General features: G+C 59.7%; 15 protein-coding genes and 2 pseudogenes. 11 read left to right on the top strand and 6 right to left on the bottom strand.

Annotated elements, in window-relative coordinates; translation table 11 throughout:
* Positions 1–393: pseudogene (locus GA0061100_RS13740) on the top strand (bifunctional methylenetetrahydrofolate dehydrogenase/methenyltetrahydrofolate cyclohydrolase); the annotation flags it as partial.
* Between the two features lie 25 nt (positions 394–418).
* Here GA0061100_RS13740 and GA0061100_RS35385 read toward each other — a convergent pair.
* Together GA0061100_RS35385 and GA0061100_RS35455 are read right to left on the bottom strand one after the other, a co-directional pair.
* Positions 419–547: a hypothetical protein gene (locus GA0061100_RS35385; protein WP_280173823.1), complete on the bottom strand. Its 129-nt coding sequence runs from the start codon at positions 545–547 to the stop codon at positions 419–421.
* A 44-nt stretch (positions 548–591) separates the two neighbouring features.
* Positions 592–768, bottom strand: a complete 177-nt coding sequence (locus tag GA0061100_RS35455; protein WP_342195460.1) for a hypothetical protein — start codon at positions 766–768, stop codon at positions 592–594.
* On the opposite strand from GA0061100_RS35455, the gene GA0061100_RS34335 reads away from it, so the two are divergent.
* Positions 713–1042, top strand: a complete 330-nt coding sequence (locus GA0061100_RS34335; protein ID WP_075853227.1) for a substrate-binding domain-containing protein — start codon at positions 713–715, stop codon at positions 1040–1042. The two genes, GA0061100_RS35455 and GA0061100_RS34335, sit on opposite strands and share 56 nt — an antisense overlap.
* 281 nt (positions 1043–1323) lie before the next feature.
* Complete coding sequence (locus tag GA0061100_RS13725; protein ID WP_244557830.1) at positions 1324–2031, top strand: hypothetical protein; 708 nt, start codon at positions 1324–1326, stop codon at positions 2029–2031.
* Between the two features lie 54 nt (positions 2032–2085).
* On the opposite strand, the gene GA0061100_RS13720 is transcribed toward GA0061100_RS13725, so the two are convergent.
* Positions 2086–3111 carry a LacI family DNA-binding transcriptional regulator gene (locus tag GA0061100_RS13720; RefSeq protein WP_244557829.1) on the bottom strand — a complete coding sequence of 342 codons (1026 nt, stop codon included), beginning with the start codon at positions 3109–3111 and terminating at the stop codon, positions 2086–2088.
* A gap of 156 nt (positions 3112–3267) precedes the next feature.
* Between GA0061100_RS13720 and GA0061100_RS13715 the strand changes: the two genes are divergently transcribed.
* The 4 genes from GA0061100_RS13715 (at position 3268) to GA0061100_RS13700 (ending at position 9209) form a co-directional block, all read left to right on the top strand.
* Positions 3268–6009, top strand: a complete 2742-nt coding sequence (locus GA0061100_RS13715; protein ID WP_075853225.1) for a glycoside hydrolase family 2 protein — start codon at positions 3268–3270, stop codon at positions 6007–6009.
* A gap of 103 nt (positions 6010–6112) precedes the next feature.
* Positions 6113–7372: an extracellular solute-binding protein gene (locus tag GA0061100_RS13710; protein WP_075853224.1), complete on the top strand. Its 1260-nt coding sequence runs from the start codon at positions 6113–6115 to the stop codon at positions 7370–7372.
* 65 nt (positions 7373–7437) lie between these two features.
* On the top strand, positions 7438–8331 hold the full coding sequence (locus tag GA0061100_RS13705) for a carbohydrate ABC transporter permease (RefSeq protein ID WP_075853223.1): 894 nt from the start codon (positions 7438–7440) through the stop codon (positions 8329–8331).
* Between the two features lie 140 nt (positions 8332–8471).
* Positions 8472–9209 (top strand): carbohydrate ABC transporter permease, encoded by a 738-nt coding sequence (locus GA0061100_RS13700; RefSeq protein WP_244557836.1) that lies wholly within the window; start codon positions 8472–8474, stop codon positions 9207–9209.
* Positions 9210–9298: 89 nt separating this feature from the next.
* On the opposite strand, the pseudogene GA0061100_RS35530 reads toward GA0061100_RS13700, so the two are convergent.
* Positions 9299–9640 (bottom strand): annotated as a pseudogene (locus tag GA0061100_RS35530) (sugar phosphate isomerase/epimerase); the annotation flags it as partial.
* Between GA0061100_RS35530 and GA0061100_RS13695 the strand changes: the two are divergent.
* From GA0061100_RS13695 to GA0061100_RS13685, 3 genes are all read left to right on the top strand, one after another.
* Positions 9619–9891, top strand: a complete 273-nt coding sequence (locus GA0061100_RS13695) for a type 1 periplasmic-binding domain-containing protein (protein WP_244557828.1) — start codon at positions 9619–9621, stop codon at positions 9889–9891. The pseudogene GA0061100_RS35530 and the gene GA0061100_RS13695 overlap by 22 nt on opposite strands.
* A 92-nt stretch (positions 9892–9983) precedes the next feature.
* Positions 9984–10289: a hypothetical protein gene (locus GA0061100_RS13690; protein WP_069610414.1), complete on the top strand. Its 306-nt coding sequence runs from the start codon at positions 9984–9986 to the stop codon at positions 10287–10289.
* Between the two features lie 542 nt (positions 10290–10831).
* On the top strand, positions 10832–11866 hold the full coding sequence (locus tag GA0061100_RS13685) for a LacI family DNA-binding transcriptional regulator (protein ID WP_075853222.1): 1035 nt from the start codon (positions 10832–10834) through the stop codon (positions 11864–11866).
* 19 nt (positions 11867–11885) lie between these two features.
* Here the strand turns inward: GA0061100_RS13685 and GA0061100_RS13680 are convergent, their stop codons facing one another.
* A complete protein-coding gene (locus GA0061100_RS13680; protein ID WP_075853221.1) occupies positions 11886–12836 on the bottom strand; it encodes an alpha/beta hydrolase in 951 nt (316 codons plus the stop codon).
* 24 nt (positions 12837–12860) lie between these two features.
* Positions 12861–14009, bottom strand: a complete 1149-nt coding sequence (locus GA0061100_RS13675; protein WP_075853220.1) for a Gfo/Idh/MocA family protein — start codon at positions 14007–14009, stop codon at positions 12861–12863.
* Between the two features lie 176 nt (positions 14010–14185).
* On the opposite strand from GA0061100_RS13675, the gene GA0061100_RS13670 reads away from it, so the two are divergent.
* Positions 14186–15532 carry an ABC transporter substrate-binding protein gene (locus GA0061100_RS13670; protein WP_075853219.1) on the top strand — a complete coding sequence of 449 codons (1347 nt, stop codon included), beginning with the start codon at positions 14186–14188 and terminating at the stop codon, positions 15530–15532.
* Positions 15533–15537: the final 5 nt, after the last annotated feature.

Below are 15537 nucleotides of genomic sequence, written 5' to 3'. Positions count from 1 at the left end.
TCCAACCTGTTCGGCAAGCCGATGGCGCAATTGCTGCTCAATGCCAATGCGACTGTCACGACGGCGCATTCGCGCACGAAGGATCTCGCCTCCGTGGCAAGGGGCGCCGATATCCTGGTGGCGGCTGTGGGACGTCCGGAGATGGTGAAGGCGGACTGGGTGAAGCTAGGTGCCACCGTCATCGATGTCGGCATCAACCGCATCGATGCACCGGAGCGGGGCGAGGGCAAGAGCCGTCTGGTGGGCGATGTCGCCTATGCTGAGGCCTCAGACATTGCCGCAGCCATCACGCCGGTTCCGGGCGGTGTCGGTCCGATGACCATCGCCATGCTGATGGCCAATACCGTCAGCGCTGCCCATCGCTCAGCTGGCAGAAAGCCGCCGAGATTCTGACCGAAAGAGGCGCTTAGGCCACGGCTCAATCGAGCTCGCTTGTCGCCGGCAGCTGAAATTGATCAACCAGCACGAGGAGCGCTTTTGTCTCCTCGCCGAGTTCGCGTGTTGTCGCATTTGTTTCTTCAACCATAGCCGCATTCTGCTGTGTCATCTATCCATCCTGTTGACGGAGGAGTTCACCTCATGGAGAGCGCTCTACTGCTCCTTGCTTGAACGGGCTATGACTTCCATTTGCCGAGAGGCACTCACCACTCGGGTCGAAATGATCTCCAGAACCACCCGCGCTCCGGATGCAATTTCAGTCCGTGAGCGCCCGATGAGTTGCTTTATCTGCCACCCAGCTTCTGCGGACCGTTGGGCAAGATCGCGCACTTCCTGCTCAACGACCGCAAAGTCCCTTCCGGCCCCCCTGCCCGCGCCCACTGATTTCTCGATAACCAGCTTCAACAACCCTACGATATCGTCACGATTTCATCCGGTACTTACCACGATGATGATCGACAACCAGGAAATCGGAAGCCATGCTGCAGCAGCCCTTCCGCAAGCCATAGCGGAAGGGCACCGCCTACTAACTTCGGTTGAGATCAAGCCGGAACTCAAGATGCGGAAAAGCACCGCACCTATGCGATCGACAATACCGTTATGATAGGTTCTGGTAGATGCAACGGTTCCGATAGGAAAAGGGCGCGCAAATCTGGAGCAAAGCGGAAGCGGCCGCTTCAGCATTGAGAAATTGACATGCCGAATCATCGGCTCCCCCAGGAAAACGTCCCGTTATCCCGTCCGTAGATGTCGGCACGTTTCTGGATGCGGTGCCGACAGGCCTTGAATACTCGACTTCGGCATGATTCAATATCATCGTATCGGAAGCGGATTGAACAGGTACCGCGCATGAGCTTGTTCGGTAAAGTCAAACGAACTGAGATCATGAACCCAGTGAGCGGCTGGCTGAAAGTCGTGGCGTGCTCGCCGCCATCGGACATTGCCGGCGAGGTGACGCTCTTTCCGAAATGCGACATCGATGGCGTGATCATCGCCGCGCGCATGGCGCCGACCGCAGTCCATTTCAGCGGCCGCGATGTGCCGAAGCTGAAATGGCCTCATCCGGGCATGATGCTTCCGGTCGTCGTGGATCTTGCCGACCCCAGACATTATAGGGTCGAATGGGAAAAAGTTCCGACGGGGCAGCAGGCGGCCGAAACCCTCGCCGCGAGATTGCGCGCCCAGAAGCAGGACGAGCAGCGGATCGACGAGATTGACCACCCGGCCTTTCCCCGCGTTTGGCGCGAGGCGACGGACGGGGCGACGTCGCCGGAGCAGCTCAATGGTCTCACCGCACAGCAAACTGAACTCGCGCTTGCCGGCGCAAGCGCTGCGGTCGGGCTTGAGCCCTCTATCGCAAAGGTATTGACCGCCGACGAAGTCAGGCCGAGCAGTGCGCCAGGCGGAACATGGGACATCACAGTCCGCGTGATCCACCCGAATGGCGGCCCGGATTGGGACGCAGTGACGCGCATGTCATTCAGCAGTTCCGAACGCCGCCTAAAGCGCACTGCAGCGGGAACTATACTGCCGGTCCTGGTCGATCCCGACAATCACGGGCGAATTATCATAGACGTATCCCGTCTTCCCTAATGGATATGTCCGGGCCGCAGCCCATATGATTGGCCGCCCGTCCCTTCATTGCATTCAAGGCGGTGGCGCGACGGACGCTCGAAGGATCAGCTGGCACTCCATTTTCAGCCGCACCGGCGGCTTCTTTGGCTGCATCACCTTTTCCAGGAGTTCGGTGACCGCCCAACGGCCCATATCCTCGTGCGGCAGCTTCAACGTTGTGAGCGGCGGCAGAATTTTTCGGGCAAGGCTTTCATCGTCGAAACCGATGACGGAAATATCGTCGGGAATCCTCAACCCGCGCATCCTGATCGCATCATAAGCACCCATCGCCACCCGGTCGGAAAAGCAGAACACAGCCGTCGGCGGCGACGGCAGGTCGAGCAGTTGCAGCATCTTTTCCCGACCGAGATCAAGCGACCAGGCTTCCGAAAGGATCAGTTCCGGATCGACGGCAATATCGTAAGTCGTCAGCGCCTGGCGATAACCGCTCAGACGATCGCGAGCCGCTTCAAGCCGCTGTCTGCCGGCATCGATCATGGCGATGCGGCGATGGCCGGCCTTGATCAGGGCTTCCGTCGCCGCATAACCACCGGCGTGATCGCCGGGAATGATCGACGAAAACTCGGCCCGCTGCTGGTGGCAATTCAGAAGGACGGCCGGATAGTTGCCAAGCTTGGAGGGCAGCACCGGCGCCAGCTGGGTGATGAGCGTTGCATAGATTACGCCGACGATCTGGCGTCGTCCGAGATAGTCAAGGATGGATTCAGCGAATTCGACCTGTCCGCCGGTCACGACGGTGAGTGCCGCTAAGCCCTGCTCTTCCGCCGCGCTCCGAACACCTTCGATCAGCGGCGCGGCATGCTGCGAGGCCATGAGATCGTCGATCAGGAGAACGATGATCCCGCCGATCGGGTCATTGGCCGGCGCGGTCTTCTGGTAGCCAAGTTCCTCCGCGACAGCCAGCACCCGCTCGCGCACCTTCTCCGAAACCCTCTTGCCGGGTGCCTCGTTCAGCACGAGTGAAACCGTCGCATGCGAAACACCGACCTGCGAGGCGATGTCGGACATGGTCGGTCGTTTCGTCGTCTTGTCGTTCACTCAGTTTCTTTCTCGGACTCAAGGGCAGCCTGCATGCACGTTAGAAAATCTGACGGGCAATGTGAAGCTGCGGCCCTTGCGGAAGTTAAGTTTATAAGTTACGAAACTTTTCTGTAACTTATTTTGTAACTTAATCCAACCAGAAAGCTTGCGGCCATGACCATTGCCTCCCGCGGTTTCGCCGATACTCATTCCGGGCCGCGCGCGCGGCGGTCTCTCGACGGAACCTGGGATTTTCAGCTGGATGGCCAAACGCCGACGACGATTGCCGTGCCCGCGCCCTGGCAGGCCCACTTTCCGGATCTGCGGGCAACGGCTGGCATCGCAACCTATTCCCGCGGCTTCACAGTGCCGCAGGAATGGCTCGACCATCAGGTCATCGTGCATTTCGGTGCCGTGAACTATTTCGCCGAAGTGTCGGTCAACGGCTGCGCGCTTGGTTCCCACGAAGGCGGCTATCTGCCGTTTGAATTTGTCATCCCCGCCGATCTGCTTACCGGCGAATTGCGTTTGGACGTGAAGGTTACGCTGCCGAGCGCCGATGCCCGGGTCTTCCCGGATTTTCCGTTCGACGAGATCCCGCACGGCAAGCAGAGCTGGTACGGAATGCTGGGCGGCATCTGGCAATCGGTCTGGCTCGAATGCCGCAGCCAGGCGCATATCACCCACCAGGCCATTCGCGCTGATCTCGCCACGGGCGATGTCACCATCGATGTCGAGCTGGCAGCGGCCTTTAGCGGCGCCTTGAAGATCACGCTTCTGGACCGCAACAGTGCAGTCGCAGCTTCGACCGAACTTGGGCTCGACGACGAAGCGTGGGCTTCGGTCGCGCTTAAAGTCGCTGATGTGGAGGCGTGGTCGCTCGATGATCCCGCGCTTTATCGGGCCGTTGCCGAGCTGTCCGAGGGTGGCGCCGTCATCGATGCCGCCGAGCAGAATTTCGGCTTTCGCACTTTCGAGGCGAAGGATGGAAAGTTCTTCCTGAACGGGCAGCCCTTCTACATGCGCGGCGCGCTGGACCAGGATTATTATCCCGAGGGCATCTATACGCCGCCGTCGCTCGAATTCCTGGAGGATCAGGCACGCAAGTCGAAGGAGCTCGGCCTCAACCTCCTGCGCTGCCACATCAAGGTTCCTGACCCGCGCTACTATGATGTGGCGGACCGGTTCGGCCTGCTGGTCTGGACGGAAATTCCGAATATCCAGACCTTCACCGACAAGTCGGCGAAGCGCCTGCTCGATACGATGGAAGGCATCCTGCGCCGCGACGGCAACCATCCCTCCATCGTGATCTGGACCATCATCAACGAGGATTGGGGAACGCGCCTCGTCGAAAGCGCCGATCAGCGGGCCTGGCTGGAAAACGCCTATCACTGGCTGAAGAAGAAGGACCCGACGCGGCTGGTCGTCGACAATTCCGCCTGCATTCCGAATTTCCATGTCGTCTCCGACATCGACGACTACCACTATTACGCCTCGGTTCCGGAAATGGCGCGCGAATGGACCGACTGGGTATCGGCCTTCGCCGGACGGCCCGACTGGTCCTATTCGCCGAACGGCGATGCCAAGCGGCGTGGCGACGAGCCGCTCGTCGTCTCCGAGTTCGGCGTCTGGGGCCTGCCCCATCCCGAAAAGCTCAAGAAGGACGGCAAGGAACCCTTCTGGTTCATCAACGGCCTGGAATGGGATAGCGACGGTGCGACCTATCCGCATGGGGTCGAACAGCGCTTCCGTACCTATCAGTTCGACAAGGTCTTTCCATCCTTTGGCTCCTTCATCGAGGACGCGCAGTGGCATCAGTTCAATGCCCTCAAGTTTGAAATAGAGGAGATGCGCCGCCACGCCTCGATCCAGGGCTATGTCATCACCGAGCTGACTGACCTGCATTGGGAAGCCAATGGCCTGATGGACATGCAGCGCAATACACGCGCCTATCACCATCGCTTCCATGAGATTAACACCGATGTCGTCATCGTCCCGCGCATGCAGCACCATGCGGTCTGGGCAGGCGATACGGCGAGCGTCGAGCTTGAAATCTCGACCGGCGGCAAGGCGATCCCCACAGCCGAACTGAGCTGGAGCATCGATGGTGCAACCGCCGGCAAGATGGCAATCCCGGCGATAAACGCAACGTCGGTGCATCATCTGCCCGCACTATCTCTGCCCTTTACCGCGGCCATGGCCGGCAGACAGGTCAGCGTCCAGTTTACAATCATCACCAGCGGCAAGGAGATTGCACGCAACAGCCTCGACGTCAGCGTCTATGAACGCCGCCCCAAGCCCATGCTTTCCGTCTACTCGGCAGAACTCGAAATCGCCCAATATCTGACCGCGCTCGGCTACGCGGTTGTCGAGGCCAATAAGGCGGATGTGCGGGTTGCGTCTTCCCTGAGCCAGGCTGATATCGACGCCATGGAGCATGGCGCCCGGTATGTGTCGCTCGCCGATGTGGCGCCGCTGCCCTTCGGCAACCTGCGCAACGACCAGCCGAACTGGAACTACCCGACCGGCGGCGACCGCGGGCAATCCATGCCGCAGATGCGCGTCACCGAACGCAACGGCACCATATGGAAAGGCAATTGGGTCACAGGCTTCAGCTGGGTAAAGCGCTCGGGAAAATTCGAGCGCTTGCCGGGCGGCCCGCTGACCGACCTTTCCTTCGTCGGCGTCAACCCGAACCGCGTCATCACCGGCTTCCGGCCGATCCATTTTGACGGCCTGGTCCATGCCGGGACGATGGTTGGCTGGATCCACAAGCCATGCGCAACCATTGCCGAGCGGCAGGTTGGCGCCGGCCGCATCGTCGCCACGACCTTCGGCCTGATGCGCGAGGCGGCCGGTGTCGATCCGGTCGCGGCGACCTTGCTTGATTGCATCATCGAGACGGCAGCCGGATAAGCCGTCAACGAATATCACGCAGCTCGTTAGCTGCGGCGCAGCGCATAAGGGCCAGCCCGCAACGGGCGGCCGGGAGGAAAACAAAACAGCCTGGAGGAGAGACATGCGTAACCTGTTGAGAACATCGATTGCGGCATTAGCCCTAATGACCGCCTTTCCGGCATTCGCAGTCGAAAATGTCGTCTGGTGGGACTTTCTGTCCGGAGGCGATGGCGTGCGAATGAAGGCGCTGATCCAGCGCTTCAACGATGAGCACAAGGACAAGATCCAGATCACGGGCACGACGCTCGAATGGGGCATCCCCTACTACACCAAGCTGCAGACATCCGCAGCAGTCGGCCAGGGGCCGGACATCGCCACCTACCACCTGTCTCGCCTGGCAGGCGCGGTTGCGGCCAAGACCATCTCGCCGATCGATCCGAAGGAGCTCGAGGCCGTCGGGCTGAAGGACGGTGACTATCCACCGAATGCAATCGCCGCCTCGACGGTCGATAACGTCCGCTATGCCGTCCCCTTCGATGTGCACGGCGAAGTGCTCTACTACAACAAGACTGTACTGAAAGATCTGGGTGCGCTGGGCAACGACGGCAAGCCGACCGGCATCGACACCCTGGAAGGCTGGCGCGCGGTGCTGGCCAAGGCCAAGGAGGCCGGCAAGAACGGCGTCGTCATCTCCTCATCCAACGGCGATCTGCGCGATATCTACACCCTGTTCGGCCAGGAGGGCGGCCAGCTCACCGCCGACGGCAAGTTCCTGCAGGGCGACAATTTCGACAAGATGGAAAAAGCCTACAACGAAGTCGCCGAATGGGTGAAACAAGGTTGGGCGCAGCCCTATATCGACACCGAAACCATCACACCCACCTTCATCGCCGGACAATCCGCCTTCTTCCTGAATGGCAATTGGGAACTGCCGACCATGGAAACGGAAGTCGCCAAGGGCAACGGTTTCGATTACGGCATGGTCAACATTCCGGCCTGGATGGGCAAACCCGCCAACTGGTCTGACTCTCATTCCTTCGTGATCCCCAACAATGTCGGCAAGACCATGACGCCGGAAAAACGCGCCGCGGTTCTCGAAGTCATCCGCTGGATGAATGTCAACTCGCTGGAATGGGCGGCCGCCGGCCATATCCCCGCCTATCTGCCGGTCAGCACTTCGGCCGCCTACAAGGCGCTCAAGCCGCAGGCAGATTATGCAGCCATGGCGCTCAACGCCTTCTACATGCCGAAGACGCCGCTGACGGGTGCGGCATCGAAATTTGACGACGATTGGCAGAATATGGCGTCCGGGCCGCTGAATGGCGAAGGCGATGTGAAGGAAACACTCGAGAAGTTTCGCGAACACATGAACTCTCAGTGATGTTTTCTTCAACAGCTCCGGGGCTCCTCCCTGTCCCGGGGCTGCATTAGCGAGAGAGGTGACGGATGGCCGCAGTCAGCAACAGGAAGCAGGATAATGCGGTCGCAGCATTGCTGGTCGCACCGGCGGTCATCGCGTTTCTGGTGATATTTGCCTACCCGACATGGCGGATGGTGGCGATGAGCCTGACCAATGCGCCACTGATCGGACCGGGCGAATGGGTTGGCCTCGACAATTATGCGCGCCAGCTCTCCTCCCCCCAATTTCAGAAGGCGCTTCTGAACACCCTCTATTTCATCGTCCTGACCGTCGTCCCCGGCACGTTTCTCGCGCTGTCCATCGCCATGGGCATCAACCGCCTGAGCGGGCGCATACAGATGTTGGTTCTCGCCTGTTTTTTCCTGCCCTCGATCCTGCCGGTGTCGGTGGTGACCCAGATCTGGACCTGGATTGCAAACATGCAATACGGCGTCATCCAGACTGTCATTGGGCTGTTTACCGGCGGGCGGCCGCTTCCGGTGCTGCGTTCGCCAACTTATTTCATGCCGTCAGTTGCAGTGGTCACGATCTGGTGGACCATCGGCTTTAACATCCTGCTGTTCCTTGCGGCGCTGCGTAGCATCTCACCTGACGTCTACGAAGCGGCCGCACTCGACAATGCCAACCGCTGGCGGGTGTTTTCGAGAATAACCTGGCCGCTGATCTGGCCGGTCACGGCGCTGGTGCTGACGCTGCAGCTGATTGCGCAGTTCAAGATCTTCGCACAGCCCTATCTGCTCGGCTATTTCGCCCATACGCCGGCGGATGCGCAAACGGTGGTCATGACCGTCATCTACGATCTGGCCTTCAAGCAGAACAAGGGTGGCGAAGGTGCGGCCGTCGCCACCATCCTGTTCGTCATCATTCTCATTGCCTCGGTCCTCCAATATCAGTTCCTGCGGGCGCGAGGCGAAAAATGAGCGGTCTCACCACAGGCGCGCAAACAGAATTGACCACGGCAAAGAGCCATGTCGCCTCACGAGGCTGGAGCGGGCACGCGTTGACCGCCCTGACGGCGTTCGGCGCTCTCATCTGGTTCTTTCCGCTCTACTGGGCGGTCATGACGTCGATCAAATCGGACACCGAAGTGGTAAGCCGCTCGCCCGGGCTTTTTCCGAAGGCACCGACGCTTGAGCCCTATCGCTATGTGATCGAGCGATCGAGCATCGTGCAATGGTATGTGAATTCGGTCGGCACCTCGGCGATCATTGCGGTTCTGGTGCTTGCGATGAGCGTCGGCTGCGCCTATGCGCTCAGCCAAATCCAGTTTCCCGGCCGCCGCGTGATCTATGGGGCGCTGATTGCCTCAGTAATGGTGCCGGCGGAGGCGCTCATCATCAACCATTTCGTGCTGATGAACACGTTCGGGCTCATCAACAGCTGGGGCGGCATCGTACTGCCGCAGCTCGTGGTGCCATCGGTCATCATCATCCTCAAACAATTTTTCGACCAGATTCCGAAAGAATTCCGCGAGGCGGCGATGCTCGACAATGCCGGGCATTTGAGAACGCTCTGGAAGATCTATGTGCCGATGAACTGGGGCGTCATCACAGCGCTCGGCATAACCACCTTCATCGCGGCTTGGAACAATTTCCTCTGGCCATTCCTGGTCGCGACATCGGACAGCACGATCACCATTCCCGTCGGAATTACCCAGGTTAAGGATGTTTTCGGCGTGCGTTTCGCCAAGGATATGGCCGCAGCGGTCCTCGCCGGCCTCCCCGTCGCCATTCTCTACCTTGTCTTCCAAAGGCAGATCACGCGCGCGATCATGCTTTCAGCCGGGATAAAGGGATAGGCAGCCGGCGCCATGGCGGAATGAGATCGCTGGAAATCTTTCCGATCGCCAAGACCATGCTACTAGCTCGGAAATGAATGGCAGCCCTCTTCCTTCTCAAAGACTGACACAAGCGCCTCAATGGAGTACCACCAAACTGCCTCGCTGTGTTCGTGCGTGCGTATATGAACCACCGCAGCGGTTGGAGCGATGACCGCGATCCGGCGAAGGGCAGTGCCCGAACTCTGAATATCGTATCGACGGCGAGCTGAATCGCCTCCGTCCAATAGAACCCTCAGCCTGCCGTTCGTCTTCGCGCGGGCTTACCTGACGATACATCGGAAATGGCGGTGCGACTTTCACACCATGATTCCGAAGTCTTTCTCGAACTCGCTGATACGCTCCTTGTAGGCGCGGGGCCGCACCCACTATGGAACAAGATCGTCTCGTGGGAGACCTCGGCGCGCTTCGTGAGGATGGCGGCCCGGCTGCCAAGCGCCTGGTGGTGGTGGCTCACGAGTTGACGAACGAGACCCGCGCCGGTCTGGCCGAGGGCGTGATCAAGGTTGTTCTTTCACATCCGGCGCGGCTGCTTGCGGATACGCTGGTGCGGGCGATGGCGGAGGCACTGGACACCTACAGAACGCCGACCGTATTCCAGCACATGCTTCCTTTTGAAATATATACCGCCGCCAACATCTGAAACGATAGGGAACGGGTCGCGCAAAGTTTGAGTTGACCGTTTTCGATGGCGGGGCGACACTTGCAACCTGTAGCAAGGCAGGAGGAAAAACGATGGATGAGCCAGACCGCTGGCGGCACATGGCAAGCGCACCGAAAGACGGCAGTCGGATCCTTGTCACGATCCGCCCGTCAGAGCAGGGGCCGGCAGAAGTTGACCTCGCATATTGGTCGAATGGCGATCAGTTCGGCACGGAAGGCTGGCGCGCTTCCGATTCCTCGCCCGGGCACATCATCGAATATGCCGAACCGGAACTGAAGTGCTGGATGCCGATGCCCTCGGCTAATCTCAATCGCACCTCAATGCCCTCCCCCTGGGAAGGCGACAACGCCCAGCAACTCGACGGGTCGGGGATTTGAGAGCCTGCGCCGGCTTGTCGCGAAGATTCGATAATAAATTTGCGTCAGCAAAAACGGTCGAATCGAGGCGACGACAATAGCCAAACATCGAGCCTCAGGCGCGGTTCGTGGCAATCGCGAAAAGCAGCACGAAATTACCATTGGCATGAGGATACGCATGCCGACGGCAAGCAAGCCGTTCTTGCGCCCTCTGCTTCACCCATTCCCGCTTCACCCTCCTCAATATAGGAATACTGCGCACGCTGCTGCGGTTTGAATGTCGCCGTAGCCGCTCATCGGCGCGCCTTATCGCCATTCACATGAGCTTCGGCGAAGGATCTCAGCAGGGGATTTCCGTTGATGCGCTCATGCTCAATCGGACCACCTATGCTGCAGCTTGAATTTTAACGCGTTAAACAATAAAATTCTCGCGCGTTAGTTTTTATTGTGACGCAAAGCGCAAAAGAATTTACCTGGAATTTACGTCCCTGGTTGCGCTCCCGACCCTGTGGACGCATAAGACCACGATTAGAGGCGGCAGCTGGAAAAATGGTCGACTTTCGATGGAAAAACTGACGCATAAGACGATGGAGGACTTCGCGAAGTCCTGCGGTGTCTCCCGCCCTACCCTTTCCAAGTATTTTGACGATCCGACCAGCGTGAAACCGGCGACCCGAGCGCTGATCGAGGCAGCACTTCGTTCGTCGGACTATCAGCCGAATCTTTATGCGCGGAACCTCAATCGCAAGCGGACACGCAATATTGGCATCCTGGTTCCCGCCCTTACCGACCCCTTTTATGCCGAAATGGTCAATCGCCTGGAATTGCGCCTGCGCAATGAGGGCTATTGGCCGATCGTATTCTCGTCGCATGGATTGCCGGAACTGGAAGCCGAAGCGGTCAACACGATGTTGTCGTTGAAGGTAGCCGGTGCGCTTGTCGCACCGTTGGGACAGAAATCCGATCCACGCGCCTTTGAAAAGCTTACGCAGAACCTGCCCATCGTCTATTTCGACACTTATATCGAAGGGGACACGCCGTTCATCGGCAACGACAATTACCAGACCGTTGCAACGATCGTCGAATATCTCTGCCGATCCGGAGAAGCGCCAGCCTACCTCGACATTCCGCATGTCAATCACAACTCACCGGAGAGGCTGGCAAGCTATATCGCCACCATGGAAGCCGCAGGCTGCGAGCCGCTGGTGATCAGCACCAATGCCGCCTACACATGGGAGTTCGAGCGCATCGGATACGAGCAGATGGACGGCCTGCTCCGTACGAAGTCTCTTCCGCGCAAGACCATCCTTTGTGCCAATGATCGCCTCGCCTTCGGCGTGATGTCGGCCGCCTTCGCGCATCGGCTGAAGGTAGGACGTAAAAAGGGGGACAATTTGCGTATCGCCGCCCATGACGATCACCCCTTGAGCCGCTACACCTGCCCGCCGCTGACGACGATGGCACAGGATTTCGCCGCTATGACTGTCAATAGCGTCAATACACTGCTGACGCTGCTTGGGGACACAGCCACGCCCACTCAGCCGATCGCACGCAAGGTCAGCCTGGATGGAACGCTGGTCATGCGGCAGTCAGCCTGAAGCGGCGCCCGCTATTCATCTAAAGCAAGGCGCCCTCGAAGCTGCGCCACGCCGCGACGGCCTCCTCCACCGCCCGGCGGGCCTCTGCCACATATCTCCCCATCGACACGAAGCCGTGGATCTGCCCCGGCCAATGGCGATGCACCATGCGCGCCCTTTCTTCCCGCAGCCGCCTGGCATAGGCTATGCCTTCATCGACCAGAATGTCGTGTCCGGCAGTCGCGACGAAGGCCGGCGCCACTCCGGCCAGGGTCTCGGCCTGCAGCGGCGAAACCCTCCAGTCTGCTATATCGGCTATAGTGCGAACATAGTGATCGCGAAACCATTTCATGGTCGAAGCGGTCAAGCCGAAGCCCTCGGCATAGCGGCGATAGCTATCGGCCGTCTGGGCGGCATCGGTATTGGGATAGATGAGCAATTGCGCCGCAAGCGGCGGGGCATCGCCAGCGCGCGACATCAATGCCAGCACGGCGGCAAGATTGCCGCCGGCGCTATCGCCGGCGACCGCGATCCTGCTGGGATCGATGCCGAGATCCGCAGCCGATTTCGCCACGAATGCCAAAGTCGCAGTGCAGTCGGTCAATCCGGCGGGGAACTTGTGTTCCGGCGCTAGGCGGTATTCGGGGCAGATTACGGTACATTTGGCAGTATTTGCGAACCATCGGCAGATTTCGTCGTGCGATTCGAGATTGCCGATGACCCAGCCGCCGCCGTGCAGGTAGATGAGACCTGGACCATCCTTCGAAGGCGCACCGATACCGCGATAGATGCGCAAGGTGATCGGACCATTCGGGCCGACAATTCGCCGATCGTCCACCGAAGTGACGGCCTCCCTTGCACCCTGGAGTGTCGGGCAATTCGCATCGTAGTCGATACGCGCCTCTTGAGGTGTCCCGGTTTCGAATGGCCGGCCATCCGACCGGCTGGTCATAGCGAGAACACGCCGGGCGCTTTCATCCAGCTTTTCCATTGGACTGCTTCTCCTCCGCTGCGATCAAGCCAGAAGGCTGCGTGCTTCATCCTCGTCAAGACGCGGCGGCGGAGTGAACTCCCCACCGATGCCGATCGACTGCCGGCTTTCGCCCGATTGAAGAATAGCCTCCATGACTTCAAGGACATGAAGTGCGAGGTCCCCCGAGGCTCGGGGCGGCCTGTCCTCCTGAAGCCCTCGCGCAAGATCGGCAACACCGAGCATGCGGTAATTGGCCCGATCCGGTGCGGCAAAAGGCCAATTTTTCGCACCGTAAAGTTCACCCTCGCTTTCAAAGTCGTACCAATCTGCGCCGCGCTCGGACAGTGAGACCGTTCCGCCGAACGTGTCCGGGTCGGGCAAGCGCAGCGAACCTTCGGTGCCGTGCAGCTCGATTGGATGATTGGAGTGGCGAAAAACGTCCCAGGACGCACCGAAATTCACGGTCGCGCCGGACTGGAATTCCAGAAGCGACAGGATGTTTGTGGGCGTGCCGACCTTGAAACTGGTATTCTTGAATGGGCCATCGGCGGTGATCACCCGCTCTTCCTGGCCTTTGGTCGCCATTGCCATGACCCGCACGACCGGGCCGAGCAGGTTCACCATCATCGTCAGATAATAGGGACCCATATCGAAGACGGGGCCGCCGCCCGGCTGGTAGTAGAATTGCGGGTTGGGGTGCCAGTGCTCCATGCCACGCCCCATCATGAAGGCGGTACCGCTGACCGGACGGCCGATCGCACCCTCTTCCATCAGGCGGCGCGCCCGGCGACCCGCTGCACCGAGGAAAGTGTCAGGAGCAGAACCCAGCCGCAATCCGCGCCGCCTGGCTTCCGCCACGAGAACACGACCATCCGCCGCCGATGTTGCTAGCGGCTTTTCCGTGAAGACGTGCTTGCCGGCCGATAGGGCCGACTTGGTGACGTCGAAATGGACGGCGGGAACGGTGAGGTTCAGCACGAGATCAACTTCGGAATCGGCGAGCAATTGGTCGACACTCAGCGCACGAATGCCGTATTCACGAGCCCGCAGCACGGCCGCATCGGCCGATATATCGGCGCAGGCCCGCAATTCGACGCCTGAAAACAGCGCCGCATTGCGCAGATACGTCATCGAGATGTTACCGCAACCGATAACGCCGATGCCGAGTTTAGCTTTTGAATTACCAGCCATATTTCCCGATCCTCCCTGATCCTCTACGCCCGCTCGCCGCGTTTCAGCGCGTTCAAGCGACGACTCCCGGGTTGATTTAAAGCATCTTATTTCTTGACGCGCGACAAATTTTTATAAAACATATGCGAATACTGGCGCGGAGGTTTGGAGGTCGCCAGTCTTCCTGGGAGGGAAATATGACAGATATCAAGAAGACACCGGCTGGTTCCAAGATTGCCGGACAATCGATAATGCTTGATCGTCGTCAGCTGCTATTGGGTGCTGCCGGCGCCGCTTTCGGCACGGCAACGCTTGGAGTTGCCTCAGGCCTCGGCATCCGCCCGGCACGCGCTGCCGATCGAACGGAAATCAGCTTTGCCAGCGCCAGCTTCTTCGGCAAGGAAGGCCTTGGCGACCTCGTCAAGGCTTTCAACGAGTCGCAAAGCCGCATCACCGTCAAGTTCATCGAACTGCCGCCGCCGAGTTCGTCGACGGAAGTTTATCAGGGTCTCGTCCAGCAGCTCGCCCGCCGTAACGGAACGCCCGACGTCTTCAGCCAGGATGTCATCTGGATTGCGGGCTTTGCCTCCGCCGGCTGGGCGCTCCCGCTTGACGAATATTTCCCGAAAGACAAGCGCGCCGATTATTTCCCGGGCACGGTGGCTGCCTGCACCTATGGCGGCAAGCTGACCGCACTGCCATGGTTCGTCGATTCCGGCATGTTCTACTATCGCAAGGATCTGGTGGAGAAGCGTGGCGGCAAGGTGCCGGAAACCTGGGCCGACATGGCGACGATGGCCGCAGAGGCGCAGAAGGCCGGCGACGCCAAGTTCGGTTATCTCTGGCAGGGCAAGCAGGCCGAAGTTCTGGTCTGCGATGCGGTGGAAATCATCGCATCGAACGGCGGCTCCATTCTTTCCGCCGACGGAAAATCCTCTGTCATCGGCGACGATGCCGCCGTTGCCGCGATCCAGTTCCTGTATGACACCATCAACAAGACGAAGATCAGCCCTCAGAACGTGCTTTCCTGGGACGAGGAGCCCTCTCGCCAGCCGTTTACGTCGGGCGAAGCCATGTTCATGCGCAACTGGTCCTATGTCTATCCGATCGCGCAGGACCCGAAAGCCTCGCACGTCGTCGACAAGGTCGCCGTCGCGCCATTGCCGCATTTTGCCGGCGGCAAGAGCTCCGCGTGCCTTGGCGGCTATCAGCTCGGCGTCAATGCCAACTCCAAGAAGCGGGAAGCGGCGATCGAATTCCTGACCTGGATGTCCTCGCCGGAAACCCAGACCCGGCTTGCGCTTAACTTCGGTCTCGCGCCTTCGCGGCCTGCCATCTTCCAGGATGCGAAGCTGAAGGCGGAACAGCCGTTCATGGCGAGCCTTCAGAACGTCTTCACCGGGGCCACGCCGCGGCCGATCACGCCGCAATATGCCAAGGTGACGCTGGCATTGCAGTCGAGCATTTCGAAGGCGCTGGTCAGCGGCAACGTCAAGGCGGAACTTCAGGCCGCCGCAGCCCAGATCAACAAGATCGTCGGCTGAAATGG

This window comes from Martinezella hainanensis, assembly GCF_900094555.1.
Classification (GTDB): Bacteria; Pseudomonadota; Alphaproteobacteria; order Rhizobiales; family Rhizobiaceae; genus Rhizobium; species Rhizobium hainanense.
Note: the sequence above shows the minus strand (reverse complement) of the source record. Positions and strands in the feature narration are given on the sequence as shown.

Bases quoted from the DNA above. Each gene is read 5' to 3' on its own strand.
- GA0061100_RS13710 (WP_075853224.1), top strand. From the start codon at position 6,113: ATGCGTAACCTGTTGAGAACATCGATTGCGGCATTAGCCCTAATGACC.
- GA0061100_RS34335 (WP_075853227.1), top strand. From the start codon at position 713: ATGAGTTGCTTTATCTGCCACCCAGCTTCTGCGGACCGTTGGGCAAGA.
- GA0061100_RS13715 (WP_075853225.1), top strand. From the start codon at position 3,268: ATGACCATTGCCTCCCGCGGTTTCGCCGATACTCATTCCGGGCCGCGC.
- GA0061100_RS13725 (WP_244557830.1), top strand. From the start codon at position 1,324: ATGAACCCAGTGAGCGGCTGGCTGAAAGTCGTGGCGTGCTCGCCGCCA.
- GA0061100_RS13690 (WP_069610414.1), top strand. From the start codon at position 9,984: ATGGATGAGCCAGACCGCTGGCGGCACATGGCAAGCGCACCGAAAGAC.
- GA0061100_RS13685 (WP_075853222.1), top strand. From the start codon at position 10,832: ATGGAAAAACTGACGCATAAGACGATGGAGGACTTCGCGAAGTCCTGC.
- GA0061100_RS13695 (WP_244557828.1), top strand. From the start codon at position 9,619: ATGGAACAAGATCGTCTCGTGGGAGACCTCGGCGCGCTTCGTGAGGAT.
- GA0061100_RS13700 (WP_244557836.1), top strand. From the start codon at position 8,472: ATGACGTCGATCAAATCGGACACCGAAGTGGTAAGCCGCTCGCCCGGG.
- GA0061100_RS35385 (WP_280173823.1), bottom strand. From the start codon at position 547: ATGACACAGCAGAATGCGGCTATGGTTGAAGAAACAAATGCGACAACA.
- GA0061100_RS13670 (WP_075853219.1), top strand. From the start codon at position 14,186: ATGACAGATATCAAGAAGACACCGGCTGGTTCCAAGATTGCCGGACAA.
- GA0061100_RS13680 (WP_075853221.1), bottom strand. From the start codon at position 12,836: ATGGAAAAGCTGGATGAAAGCGCCCGGCGTGTTCTCGCTATGACCAGC.
- GA0061100_RS13705 (WP_075853223.1), top strand. From the start codon at position 7,438: ATGGCCGCAGTCAGCAACAGGAAGCAGGATAATGCGGTCGCAGCATTG.
- GA0061100_RS13675 (WP_075853220.1), bottom strand. From the start codon at position 14,009: ATGGCTGGTAATTCAAAAGCTAAACTCGGCATCGGCGTTATCGGTTGC.